At 67.8% G+C, this 12853-nt stretch carries 11 protein-coding genes; 1 reads left to right on the forward strand and 10 read right to left on the reverse strand.

The window, feature by feature from the left end; all coding sequences use genetic code 11:
* The first annotated feature begins 15 nt into the window (after positions 1-15).
* Positions 16-1092, forward strand: coding sequence for an ABC transporter ATP-binding protein (locus tag ACKUU6_RS12865; protein WP_407988638.1), 1077 nt, complete (start codon positions 16-18; stop codon positions 1090-1092).
* Positions 1093-1138: 46 nt separating this feature from the next.
* On the opposite strand, the gene ACKUU6_RS12870 is transcribed toward ACKUU6_RS12865, so the two are convergent.
* From ACKUU6_RS12870 to ACKUU6_RS12915, 10 genes are all read right to left on the reverse strand, one after another.
* Complete coding sequence (locus ACKUU6_RS12870; protein ID WP_407988639.1) at positions 1139-2230, reverse strand: ABC transporter ATP-binding protein; 1092 nt, start codon at positions 2228-2230, stop codon at positions 1139-1141.
* The gene (locus ACKUU6_RS12875; RefSeq protein ID WP_407988640.1) at positions 2220-3275 is read right to left on the reverse strand and encodes an ABC transporter ATP-binding protein; all 1056 of its coding nucleotides are present in this window, start codon (positions 3273-3275) and stop codon (positions 2220-2222) included. Before ACKUU6_RS12875 ends, ACKUU6_RS12870 begins: the two co-directional genes overlap by 11 nt.
* A gap of 14 nt (positions 3276-3289) precedes the next feature.
* Positions 3290-4297 (reverse strand): ABC transporter permease, encoded by a 1008-nt coding sequence (locus ACKUU6_RS12880; protein WP_407988641.1) that lies wholly within the window; start codon positions 4295-4297, stop codon positions 3290-3292.
* Positions 4290-5216 (reverse strand): ABC transporter permease, encoded by a 927-nt coding sequence (locus tag ACKUU6_RS12885; protein ID WP_407988642.1) that lies wholly within the window; start codon positions 5214-5216, stop codon positions 4290-4292. The genes ACKUU6_RS12880 and ACKUU6_RS12885 overlap by 8 nt, the downstream gene beginning before the upstream one ends.
* Before the next feature lie 79 nt (positions 5217-5295).
* On the reverse strand, positions 5296-6915 hold the full coding sequence (locus tag ACKUU6_RS12890) for a peptide ABC transporter substrate-binding protein (RefSeq protein WP_407988643.1): 1620 nt from the start codon (positions 6913-6915) through the stop codon (positions 5296-5298).
* A gap of 152 nt (positions 6916-7067) precedes the next feature.
* Positions 7068-8081: an ABC transporter ATP-binding protein gene (locus ACKUU6_RS12895; RefSeq protein WP_407988644.1), complete on the reverse strand. Its 1014-nt coding sequence runs from the start codon at positions 8079-8081 to the stop codon at positions 7068-7070.
* Positions 8074-9123, reverse strand: a complete 1050-nt coding sequence (locus ACKUU6_RS12900; protein WP_407988645.1) for an ABC transporter ATP-binding protein — start codon at positions 9121-9123, stop codon at positions 8074-8076. Before ACKUU6_RS12900 ends, ACKUU6_RS12895 begins: the two co-directional genes overlap by 8 nt.
* A 15-nt stretch (positions 9124-9138) precedes the next feature.
* Positions 9139-10083, reverse strand: coding sequence for an ABC transporter permease (locus ACKUU6_RS12905; protein ID WP_407988646.1), 945 nt, complete (start codon positions 10081-10083; stop codon positions 9139-9141).
* On the reverse strand, positions 10076-11002 hold the full coding sequence (locus ACKUU6_RS12910; RefSeq protein WP_407988647.1) for an ABC transporter permease: 927 nt from the start codon (positions 11000-11002) through the stop codon (positions 10076-10078). The genes ACKUU6_RS12905 and ACKUU6_RS12910 overlap by 8 nt, the downstream gene beginning before the upstream one ends.
* 137 nt (positions 11003-11139) lie before the next feature.
* Positions 11140-12765 carry a peptide ABC transporter substrate-binding protein gene (locus ACKUU6_RS12915; protein ID WP_407988648.1) on the reverse strand — a complete coding sequence of 542 codons (1626 nt, stop codon included), beginning with the start codon at positions 12763-12765 and terminating at the stop codon, positions 11140-11142.
* Between the last annotated feature and the right edge of the window lie 88 nt (positions 12766-12853).

Consider the following 12853-nt stretch of genomic DNA (forward strand, 5'->3'; position numbering starts at 1 on the left):
GACCGGTTACACACCATGAGCAACGAACTGACCCTCGACAAGTCCGAAGGCCTCGTACCGGCCGCCGGCGAACCGCTGCTCGAGCTGCACGGTCTGAAGAAGCACTTCCCCGTGATGGACGGCTTCCTGTTCAAGCGCCAGGTCGGCGCCGTGCACGCGGTCGACGGCATCGACCTCTCCGTGTACCCGAACGAGTCCGTCGGCCTGGTCGGCGAGTCGGGCTGCGGCAAGTCGACCCTCGGCCGCCTGGTCACCCGGCTGCTGGAGCCGACCGACGGCAAGCTGACGTACGCCGGGCAGGACATCACGCACGCCTCGCGCAAGCAGCTGGCGCCGATCCGGTCCGAGATCCAGATGATCTTCCAGGACCCGTACTCCTCGCTGAACCCCCGGCAGACCGTCGGTGCGATCATCGGCGCGCCGATGGAGATCAACGGCATCAACCCGCCCGGCGGCATCCAGAAGAAGGTGCAGGAGCTCCTGGAGACCGTCGGTCTCAACCCGGAGCACTACAACCGCTTCCCGCACGAGTTCTCCGGCGGCCAGCGCCAGCGCATCGGCGTGGCCCGCGCGCTCTCGCTGAGCCCGAAGCTGATCGTGGCCGACGAGCCGGTCTCCGCGCTCGACGTCTCGATCCAGGCCCAGGTCGTCAACCTCCTGCAGCAGCTGCAGAAGGACCTCGGCATCGCCTTCCTGTTCATCGCGCACGACCTCTCGATCGTCCGGCACTTCTCGCAGCGCGTCGCGGTGATGTACCTGGGCAAGATCGTCGAGATCGCGGACCGCAAGTCGCTGTACGAGAGCCCCCGGCACCCGTACACCCACGCGCTGCTCTCCGCCGTGCCCGAGGCCGACCCGGACGACGTCCGCGAGCGGATCCGGCTGGTCGGTGACGTCCCGTCGCCGATCAACCCGCCCTCCGGCTGCCGCTTCCGCACCCGGTGCTGGAAGGCCCAGGACAAGTGCGCCACCGAGGAGCCGCCGCTGGTGCAGCTCTCCGGCAGCGAGGTCGGCCACCTGACGGCCTGCCACTTCCCGGAGGACGGCAGCACCGCCGCGGTCCCGGAGCCCCGGGACGCCAAGGAGCTGTAAGAGGAGCTGTCAGGCGAAAGGGCCGCCCCGGTGGGGCGGCCCTCCGTCATTTCCGCAGGTCCACTTCTCGCTCCGCCGCGAAGTGGCACGCCGAGTCGTGCGCCGCCAGCTCCGTGAGCCACTCCCGCGCCATCAGCGCCGGCACCTCCTCCGCGCACTTCGGCTGCGCCTTCCAGCACCGGGTGCGGAACCGGCAGCCGGAGGGCGGGTTGGCCGGTGACGGCACGTCACCCACCAGCACGATCCGGTCCCGGTCGACCCGGGCCGCGGGGTCGGGCACCGGCACCGCCGAGAGCAGCGCCTGCGTGTAGGGGTGGGTCGCGTGGTCGTAGATCTCCAGATCGGTCCCGATCTCCACGATCTTGCCGAGGTACATGACGCCGACCCGGTCGGAGATGTGCCGGACGATCGAGAGGTCGTGGGCGATGAACATGTAGGAGAGGTTGAACTCCCCCTGCAGCTGCTCCAGCAGGTTGATCACCTGCGCCTGCACCGAGACGTCCAGCGCGGAGACCGGCTCGTCGCAGATGATGATCTCCGGCTTGAGGGCCAGACCCCGCGCGATGCCGATCCGCTGACGCTGACCACCGGAGAACTGGTGCGGGTACCGGTTGATGTACTCCGGGTTGAGCCCGACCACGTCCAGCAGGTCCTGCACGGCCTTCCGGCGGTCGCCCTTCGGCGCCACCTCGGGGTGGATCTCGTACGGCTCGCCGATGATGTCGCCCACCGTCATCCGGGGGTTCAACGAGGTGTACGGGTCCTGGAAGACCATCTGGATGTTGCGTCGCACGGCCTTGAGACCGGCCCCGCTCAGTCGGGAGATCTCCTCGCCCTTGTAGCGGACCGACCCGCCCGTGGCGGGCTCCAGGTTCATCAGCACCTTGGCCAGGGTGGACTTGCCACAGCCCGACTCGCCGACGATGCCGAGCGTCTCACCCTGCATCAGGTCGAAGGAGACCCCGTCGACCGCCTTGACCGCTCCGACGTGCTTCCGGAACACGACGCCCTTGGTCAGCGGGAAGTGCTTGACCAGGTCGCGCACCTCCAGGATCGGTTCGCCCTTCGACACCTTGTGCCGGAAGACCACCTCCTCGGGCTCCGTGCTGCCGAGCGCGCTCGCGCCGTTAGGCGTCATCGAGGGTCTCCTTCCAGAAGAAGCAGGCACTCCGCCGGCCCGGCAGCTCCACCTGGTCCCGGTCGGTGACCTGGAACAGCTGCGGCACCTCCTGGCGGCAGATGTCCTGGGCCCGGGGGCAGCGCGGGTTGAACGCGCAGCCCGGCGGGATCCGCAGCAGGTTGGGCGGCAGGCCCTGGATCGCGTAGAGCTCCTGGCCCTTCTGGTCCAGGCGCGGGATGGAGTCCAGCAGCCCCCGCGTGTACGGGTGCGCGGGGCGCGCGTAGAGCTCGTGCACCGGGGCGGTCTCGACGATCCGGCCGGCGTACATCACCGCGATCTTGTCGGCCACGTCGGCCACCACGCCGAGGTCGTGGGTGATCAGGATCAGGCCCATGTGGTACTCGGCCTGGAGCTCCGCCAGCAGGTCCATCACCTGCGCCTGCACCGTCACGTCGAGCGCCGTGGTCGGCTCGTCCGCGATGATCAGGTCCGGCTCCAGGGCCAGTGCCATCGCGATCATGATCCGCTGACGCATACCGCCCGAGAACTGGTGCGGGTAGTCCCCGACGCGGTCCTTGGCGGCCGGGATCCGCACCCGGTCCATCAGCTCGATCGCCTTCGCCTTGGCGTCCTTGCGTGAGGTGCCGTGGTGAGCGCGGAACATCTCGCCGAGCTGGTACCCGACGGTCAGCACCGGATTGAGCGAGGAGAGCGCGTCCTGGAAGATCATCGCGATCTTCTGGCCGCGGATCTGCCGCCTGCTCTCCTTGTCCATGGTCAGCATGTCCTGACCCCGGTAGCGGATCTCGCCGTGCGGGATCTGGGCCGGCGGCATGTCGAGGATGCCCATGATGGCCTGCGCGGTGACGGACTTGCCTGAGCCCGACTCGCCGAGCACGGCCAGCGTCTCGCCCGCGCTGACGCTGTAGTTGACCCCGTTGACCGCCTTGACCAGGCCGTCCCGGGTCTTGAACTCGACGTGCAGGTCCCGGACGTCGAGCAGCGGACCCTCGTAGGGCGCCTGGCGGGCGGGCTTGCCGGTGTCGACCGCTGTACTACTCATCACAGCCCTTCCTCTCAGCGCAGCTTCGGGTCGAGGGCGTCACGCACGGCGTCGCCCATCATGATGAAGGCCAGCACGGTCAGGGAGAGCGCGGCGGCCGGGAAGAAGAGCGCGAACGGAGCCGTGCGGATCACCTTCTGGGCCGAGGAGATGTCCACGCCCCAGGAGATGGTCGGGTCCTGCAGGCCGATGCCGAGGAAGCTCAGCGTCGCCTCGGCCGTGATGTAGCCGCCGAGCGCGATGGTGGCGACCACGATCACCGGGGCGACCGCGTTGGGCAGGATGTGACGGAGCATCAGTCGCCCCGTTCCGGCGCCGAGGGCGCGGCCGGCCACCACGTAGTCGGCCTGTTTGACCGTCAGCACCGAGCCACGCATCACGCGGGCCAGCTGGGTCCAGCCGAGCACGGCCAGCGCGATCACCACGGACCAGACCGTGCGGGTGGCGAAGGCGTTCAGCAGCACCAGAGCGCCGAGCAGCAGCGGGATGCCGAAGAAGATATCGATGATCCGGGAGATCACCGCGTCCGTCCAGCCGCCGAAGTACCCGGCGACCATGCCGGTCAGACCACCGAGCAGGGTGACCGCGAGGGTGACGCAGATGCCGACGGTGATCGAGGCCCGGGCACCGTAGATCACCCGGGCGTAGATCGACCGGCCCTGGCCGTCGTAGCCGAACCAGCCGGCCCCGAACACGTCGGCCCAGTCCGGCTCCCTGAGGTAGTTCTTCGCCAGGTCGGCCTGGCGCGGGTTCGTGTCGGTGAACAGGCCGGGCCAGATGGCCATCAGCAGCAGCAGCACGATCAGCAGCGCCGAGATGATGAAGATCGGCCGCCGCCGCAGGTCCCGCCAGGCGTCGCCCCAGAGGCTGCGGGCCGCTTCACGCTTGGCGGGGTCCGGTTCGATTAAGGTGTCCTGCTCAACCGCCAGGCCCTGCTGGCCCACGTAGTCCAGGTGGTCGCTGTCCGTCGGCGGGATCCGCCGCAGCGGGTCGTGGTCGTCGGGGAGGTCGGTGCTAGGCATAGCGGATCCTCGGGTCCAGGACGGCGTACAGCAGGTCCACGACGAGGCTGGCGACCAGGTAGACGATCACCAGGACGGTGACGATGCCGACCACGGTCGGACCCTCCTTGGTCCGGATCGCCTTGTAGAGGATGTTGCCGACGCCCGCGATGTTGAAGATGCCCTCCGTGACGATCGCCCCGCCCATCAGCGCGCCCAGGTCGGTGCCCAGGAAGGTGACCACCGGGATGAGCGAGTTGCGCAGCAGGTGCCGGCCGATGATGGTGCGCCGGGGCAGCCCCTTGGCCACCGCGGTGCGCAGGTAGTCGGCCCGGAGGTTCTCGCCGATCGAGGTCCGGGTGAGCCGGGCCACGTACGCGAGGGAGAGCGAGGCCAGCACCAGCCCTGGCAGGAGCAGTTGGAGGATGTCGGTGGAGTCCTGAACCGTGGCGGTGACCCAGCCGAGATCGATCGCGAAGACGGTCTGGGCGATGTAGCCGAGCACGAAGACCGGGATGGAGATCACGATCAGGGTGATGATCAGCACGCTCGTGTCGCCGAAGGAGCCCCGCTTGAGGCCGGCCAGCAGGCCGAGCGGCAGGCCGATCACGATCTCGAAGAAGAAGGCGACCAGGGCGAGCCGGATGGTCACGGGGAAGGCGTCCGCCATGATCTCCGAGACCGGACGGCCGGTGAAGCTGGTGCCGAAGTCCAGCTGGAAGACGTTGCCCATGTAGATCAGGTACTGCTTCCACCAGGGCTCGTCGAGGTGGTACTGGTGCCGCAGGTTCGCGACGGTCGCCGGGTCGGCGGCCTTGTCCCCGAACATCGCCGCGATCGGGTCGCCCGGCAGGCCGTACACCATCACGAAGATCAGGAACGTGGCGCCGAAGAAGACCGGGATCATCTGCAGCACGCGCCGCATGACGTAGTGGCCCATTGAACCTCCTTCCGAGGGGATGACTTGGTGGCCGGGCCCCGCCCTCCGCATGGGAGGGCGGGGCCGACGCGGATCAGGGTCAGCCCTTGACCTCGACCTGGGTCCAGGCCGGGTTGCCGAAGGAGTCGAACTTCACGTTCTGCACCTTGGTGGAGTAGCCGGAGTTGGTCCGGTAGTACCAGAGCGGGATCGCCGGGAAGTCCTGCGCGAGCACCGCCTCCGCCGACTGGTAGCCGGTGGCCGAGGCCTGGATCGAGTCGGCCTGGTCGGCCGTGTTGGCCAGCTGGTCGAACTGCGGGCTGCTGTAACCGAAGTCGTTCGAGGCCGCACCGGTCTTGTAGACGTCCGACAGGAAGTTGGCGTTCAGCGGGTAGTCCTGCACCCAGCCGGTGCGGAACGCGCCGTTGATGGTGTGGCCGGTGATCGCCGCCCGGGCGGTCTTGAAGTCGGTCTTCGGGTCACCGACGCACTCCACACCGGTCGCCTGGCGGATCGAGTTGCAGACCGCGTCCACCCACTCCTTGTGGCCGCCGTCGGCGTTGTACGTGATGGTCAGCTTGTTGTTCGGGACGCCGCCGCCCTCGGTGATCAGCTGCTTGGCCTTGTCGGCGTTGAAGGTGCAGAAGTCGCCGCAGGTGCCGGCCTTGTAGCCCTCGACACCCTCGGCCACCCACGCGCTGGCGGGCTTGCGGGAGCCCTGGAGCACCGTCTTGGTGATGGTGTCGCGGTCGATCGCCATCGACAGGCCCTGCCGGACCTTGGCCTTGTTCGCCCCGGCCCAGTCGCCCTGGTAGAGCGTGAAGCCGATGTTCTGGATGGCACCCTGCGGGGAGTCGATCGCCCGGTCACCCAGGTCGTTCTTGTAGTTGGCCAGCGCCGACGGCGGCACCTGGTCCATCACGTCCAGGTTGTTGGACTGGAGGTCCGCGTAGGCGGCCTCGGCGGTGGTGTACATCTTGAACACCACACCGCCGTTCTTCGGCTTGTCCACGCCCTGGTAGTTCGGGTAGGCCTTGGTGACGACCTGTGAGTTGTGGTCCCAGCTGACGAACTGGTACGGGCCGTTGCCGACCGGCTTCTGGCCGTACCCGGTCGGGTCCGCGTAGAACCCGTCCGGCAGTGGCGAGAAGGCGATGTACCCGAGCTTGTACGGGAAGTACGACACCTTGCCGGTGAGCTTGATGGTGAAGTGGGTGTCGTCCACCACGGTCAGGCCCGACATGGTCTTCTGGGCCGCCGTGCCGCTCTTCGGGTGCACGTCGGCGTAGCCCTGGATGTCGGAGAACCAGGAGCTGTTGATCTGGCTGTTCGCGGTACTCGCGCCCCAGTTCCAGGCGTCCACGAAGTTCTTCGCCTTGACCGGGGTGCCGTCGTGGAAGGTCCAGCCGGACTTCAGCGTCACGTTGAAGGTCTGCGAGTCGGTGGTGTCGATCTTCTCGGCCACCTGCATCCGGAGCTTGCCACTGCTCGGGTCGTAGTCGGCCAGCCCCTTGAACAGGTTCTGTACGATCCGGCCGCCGCCGGTCTCGTTGGCGTTCGCCGGCTGCAACGGGTTCTGCGGCTCGCTGCTCTGGTAACTGAAGGACTTGCCGGCGTCGGACGAACCGCCGCTGTTCCCGCTGCTTCCGCATCCGGTGGCCACCAGGGCCACGGATGTCGCACCGATAACGGCCCAGCGGGTTCGGGTGGCTGCGGGCATGGAGGGCTCCTCCTCAGAAGGTCTGTGACGCATCACACCCCATTCGAAGCGCTCGGAACCGACGACGCGACCGTGGTACCGCCGGATGGGTGGAGGCCACAACGCCGACGGCCCCACAGCCGAAGCTGTGGGGCCGTCAGACTGAGCAGGCGTCAGACCGTGCTGAGGACACGCTCCGCCGCGAAGTGGCAGGCCGACTCGTGCGCCGCCGGGCCGTCCAGCGACGGCACCGCGAGCAGCGGCAGCTCGGTCGAGCAGCGCTCCTCCGCCTTCCAGCACCGGGTGCGGAAGCGGCAGCCGCTCGGCGGGTTGGCCGGTGACGGGATGTCACCCACCAGCACGATCCGGTCCCGGTTCGCCCGCGCGGTCGGGTCGGGCACCGGCACGGCGGAGAGCAGCGCCTGCGTGTACGGGTGCGTGGCGTGCTCGTAGATCTCCTCGTCCGTGCCGATCTCGACCATCTTGCCGAGGTACATGACGCCGACCCGGTCGGAGATGTGCCGGACGATCGAGAGGTCGTGCGCGATGAACATGTAGGAGAGGTTGAACTCCCCCTGCAGCTGCTCCAGCAGGTTGATCACCTGCGCCTGCACCGAGACGTCCAGCGCGGAGACCGGCTCGTCGCAGATGATGATCTCCGGCTTGAGGGCCAGACCCCGCGCGATGCCGATCCGCTGACGCTGACCACCGGAGAACTGGTGCGGGTACCGGTTGATGTACTCCGGGTTGAGCCCGACCACGTCCAGCAGGTCCTGCACGGCCTTCCGGCGGTCGCCCTTCGGCGCCACCTCGGGGTGGATCTCGTACGGCTCGCCGATGATGTCGCCCACCGTCATCCGGGGGTTCAACGAGGTGTACGGGTCCTGGAAGACCATCTGGATGTTGCGACGGACGGCCTTCAGCGCGGCGCCCGAGAGCTTGGAGATGTCCTCGCCCTTGTAGAGCACCTGGCCGGCGGTCGCCCGCTCCAGGTTCATCAGCACCTTCGCCAGGGTGGACTTGCCACAGCCCGACTCGCCGACGATGCCGAGGGTCTCACCCTGCATCAGTTCGAAGGAGATGCCGTCGACCGCCTTGACCGCGCCGACCTGCTTCTTGAAGAGGACGCCCTGGCTGAGCGGGTAGTGCTTGACCAGGTCCTTGACCTCCAGGATGGGCTCAGCCATGGAGGGTCTCCTTCCAGAGGTGGCAGGCGCTCTTCCGGCCGGCGAGCTCGGCGCCGTCCCGGTCGAGCACCTGGTGCAGCGCGGGGATCTCACTGCGGCACAGGTCGGTGGCCCGGTCGCAGCGCGGGTTGAAGGCGCAACCGGCGGGCACCTTCAGCAGGTTGGGCGGCAGGCCCTGGATCGCGTAGAGCTCCTGGCCCTTCTGGTCCAGGCGCGGGATCGACCGGAGCAGGCCTTCGGTGTACGGGTGCGCCGGGTTGGCGTACAGCTCGTGCACCGGGGCGGTCTCGACGATCCGGCCGGCGTACATCACCGCGATCTTGTCCGCGACGTCGGCGACCACGCCGAGGTCGTGGGTGATCAGGATCAGGCCCATGTGGTACTCGGCCTGGAGCTCCGCCAGCAGGTCCATCACCTGGGCCTGGACGGTGACGTCCAGGGCGGTGGTGGGCTCGTCCGCGATGATCAGGTCCGGCTCCAGGGCCAGCGCCATCGCGATCATGATCCGCTGACGCATACCGCCGGAGAACTGGTGCGGGTAGTCGCCGACTCGCTGCTTGGCGGCCGGGATCCGGACCCGGTCCATCAGCTCGATGGCCTTCGCCTTGGCCTCCTTGCGGGAGGCGCCCTCGTGCACCCGGAACATCTCGCCGAGCTGGTAGCCCACGCTCAGCACCGGGTTGAGCGAGGACAGCGCGTCCTGGAAGATCATCGCGATCTTGCGGCCGCGGATCTGCCGGCGCTGCTCGTCGGTCATCTTGAGCATGTCCTGGCCGCGGAACAGGATCTCCCCGGAGGTGATCCGGCCCGGCGGCATGTCCAGGATGCCCATGATGGTCTGGGCGGTGACGGACTTGCCGGAGCCCGACTCGCCGAGCACGGCCAGGGTCTCGCCCGCGCTGACGCTGTAGTTGACGCCGTTGACGGCCTTGGCGATGCCGTCCTTGGTCTTGAACTCGACGTGCAGGTCCCGGACTTCGAGGAGCGGAGTGCCCGGGGTCAGGCGGTCGGCCGCCTGAGCCTTCTCGATCACAGTGGTCATGGTGCCTACCGCCTCTCAGCGCAGCTTCGGGTCGAGGGCGTCACGCACGGCGTCGCCCATCATGATGAAGGCCAGCACCGTGAGGCTGAGCATTCCGGCCGGGAAGAACAGCACGAACGGGGCGGTACGGATCGACTTCTGGGCCGAGTTGATGTCGATGCCCCAGGAGATGGTCGGGTCCTGGAGACCGATGCCGAGGAAGCTCAGGGTCGCCTCGGTGGCGATGTAGCCGCCCAACGCGATGGTGGCCACCACGATCACCGGGGCGATCGCGTTCGGCAGGATGTGCTTGAGCATGATCCGGCCGGTACCGGCGCCGAGCGCCTTGGCGGCGGTCACGTAGTCGGCCTGCTTGACGGTGATCACCGATCCGCGCATCACGCGGGCCATCTGGGTCCAGCCGAGCGCGGTGAGTGCGAAGACCACCGACCAGACGGTGCGCTCGGTGAAGGCGTTCAGCACCACCAGGCAGCCGAGCAGCAGCGGGATGCCGAAGAAGATGTCGGTCAGCCGGGACAGCACGGTGTCGATCCACCCGCCGAAGTACCCGGCCAGCATGCCGACGAAGCCACCGGTCAGCGTCACCGCAGCGGTCACGCAGATGCCGACGATGATCGAGGCCCGGGCGCCGTGCACCACGCGGGAGTAGATCGACCGGCCCTGGCCGTCGTAGCCGAACCAGTCCGCCTGGAACAGGTGGCCGTAGTTCGGCGGCGTCAGGAAGTGGTTGCGCAGGTCACCGGCGCGCGGGTCCACCGAGGTGAACAGGCCGGGAGCCACGGTCATCACGATCAGCACCAGGATGAGCCCGGCCGAGATCAGGAAGATCGGGCGGCGGCGCAGCTCCTCCCAGGCGTCCGAGCCGAGGCTACGGGCCTTCTCCGGCTTCGGCGCCGGGGCCGGACTGCCGCTCTGCCCCGGGATCTTGGCGGTGGTCTTCTTCTCGATCAGGTCAGGCATACCGAATCCTCGGGTCCAGGACCGCGTAGAGCAGGTCGACGATCAGGCTGGCGACGAGGTAGACGATGACCAGGACGACCACGAAGCCGACGACCGTGGAGCCCTCCTTCTGGCCGATCGCGCGGAACAGCGCGTTGCCGACGCCCTTGACGTTGAAGATGCCCTCGGTGACGATCGCGCCGCCCATCAGGGCACCGAGGTCGGTGCCGAGGAAGGTCACGACCGGGATCATCGAGTTGCGCAGCAGGTGGGTGCCGATGATCCGGCGGCGCGGCAGGCCCTTGGCCACCGCGGTGCGGATGTAGTCGGCGCGGATGTTCTCCACGATCGAGGTGCGGCTCAGCCGGGCCACATACGCCAGCGAGAGCGAGCCCAGCACCACGGCGGGGAGCAGCAGCTGACCCAGGTTCATCGAGTCCTGGACGGTCGGCGTGACCCACTTGAGCTGGTCCGCGAAGAGCGTCTGGAACAGGTAGCCGAGCACCGGCACCGGGATCGAGATCAGGATCAGGGTGAAGACCAGGGTCCCCTTGTCGGCGAACTTCCCGCGCTTGAGGCCGGCCAGCAGGCCGATCCCGACGCCAAAGACGATCTCGATGGCGAAGGCCATCAGCGCCAGCCGGACGGTGACGGGGAGGGCCTCGCCGATCACGTCGATGACCTGACGACCCGCCATGGTCCGGCCGAAGTCGCCGGTGAACAGGTCACCCATGTACTGCAGGTACTGCTGGAGCAGCGGCTTGTCGAGACCCATCTGGTGCGTCAGCGCAGCGAGCTGGGCCGGGTCCGGCGCCTTGTCGCCCCACATCGCGGCGACCGGGTCTCCCGGGAGTACGCGGACCATGAAGAAGATCAGCGCGGTGGTTCCGAAGAAGACCGGGATCATTTGGAGCAGTCGCCTCGCGACAAAGCGCCCCATCATGCCTCCAATTGATGCTCTGACGGGCCGTCATCCCGATTCAGAGGGTTCTCATGACAACGGCCGGTGCCGGACCGCCTTCGTGAGGCGGAGTGGGCACCGGCCGTGTCGCTTCAAGCCGCGCGGTGCTGGCCTGGTTACTTCTGCTTGACCTCGACCTGGGTGAAGACCGGGTCGCCGAAGGAGTCGTACTTCACGTTCTGGACGTTCTTCGAGTAGCCCGCGGTGGTCTTGTAGTACCAGAGCGGGATGGCCGGCATGTCCTTGGCCAGCTGGGCCTCGGCCTGCTGGTACAGCTCGGCGGTCTTCTCGACCGTGGTCGCCTTGTCCGCCTCGGCGGCGAACTTGTCGAACTCGGCGCTGGAGTAGCCGGCGTCGTTGGCCGCGGCACCGGTGCCGTAGACGTCACGCAGGAAGTTGGCGTTCAGGGGGTAGTCCTGCACCCAGCCGGTCCGCATCATGCTCGGGACCTGCTTCTTCTTGATGATGTCGCGCGCGGTCTTGAAGTCCGGCTTCGCGTCACCGACGCACTCCACGCCGGTGGCCTGGCGGATGGAGTTGCAGACCGCGTCCACCCACTCCTTGTGGCCGCCGTCGGCGTTGTACGTGATGGTCAGCTTGTTGTTCGGGACGCCGCCGCCCTCGGTCACCAGCTGCTTGGCCTTGGCCGGGTCGTACTTGCAGGCGTCGCCGCAGGTGCCGGCCTTGTAGCCCATGGCGCCCGGGGCGACCCAGCTGTCGGCGGCCTGGCGCGAGCCGTTCAGCACCGTCTTGGTGATGGTGTCGCGGTCGATCGCCATGGAGAGGCCCTGACGGACCTTCGCCTTGTCGACGCCCTTCCAGCCGTCCTGGTACATCGCGAACGAGATGTTCTGGATGGCGCCCTGGGCCTGGTCGACCGCACGGTCACCGAGGTCGTTCTTGTACGAGGCCAGGTCGCTCGGGTCGACCTGGTCGAGCACGTCCAGGTTGTCGGAGACCAGGTCCTTGTAGGCGGCGTCGGCCTGCGCGTAGTTCTTGAAGACGATGCCGCCGTTCTTCGGCTTGTCCGTCCCCGCGTACTTGTCGTAGGAGGCCACGGTGATGGCCTGGTTGTGCTCCCACGAGACGAACTTGTAGGGGCCGTTGCCGACCGGCTTCTGGCCGTAGGCCGCCGGGTCGGTGAAGAACGCCTTCGGCAGCGGCGAGAAGGCCGTGTAGCCGAGCTTGTACTGGAAGTACGAGACCGGGCCGGTCAGGCCGATGGTGAAGTGGGTGTCGTCAACGACCTTCAGGCCGGACATCTTGTCCGCGGTCGGCTCGCCCTTGTCCGGGTGGACCGCGTCGTAGCCCGCGATGTCGGAGAACCAGTCGGAGTTGATCTGGTTGTTCTTGACGTTGGCGGCCCAGTTCCACGCGTCCACGAAGGACGCGGCGGTCACCGGGGTGCCGTCGTGGAAGGTCCAGCCCGACTTCAGGGTGACGGTGTAGTTCTGCGCGTCGGTGGTCTCGATCTTGTCGGCGACCTGGTTGCGCAGCTGGCCGTTGGCGGGGTCGTAGTCCACCAGACCCTTGAACAGGGTCTTGATGATGCGACCGCCACCGACCTCCATGGCGTTGGCCGGCTGCAGCGGGTTCTGCGGCTCGGTGCTCTGGTAGCTGAACGTCCCGGCCGCGTTGGCCGCTCCGCCCGAGCTGGACGACGAACCGCTACCGCAGGCGGTGGCCGCAAGGGCGACCGCGACTGCTGCGACGACCCACTTGGCCTGGCTGGCACCGCGCATGGGTGTGCCTCCTGAATTTCCTGTTGCGAACGTGGAGTGCACCGCGGGGGCTGACCGGCGTCATCGCCGTGGGTCAGACGGTGCTTTC

The sequence above is a fragment of the Kitasatospora sp. CMC57 genome (assembly GCF_045866025.2).
Lineage (GTDB): Bacteria > Actinomycetota > Actinomycetes > Streptomycetales > Streptomycetaceae > Kitasatospora.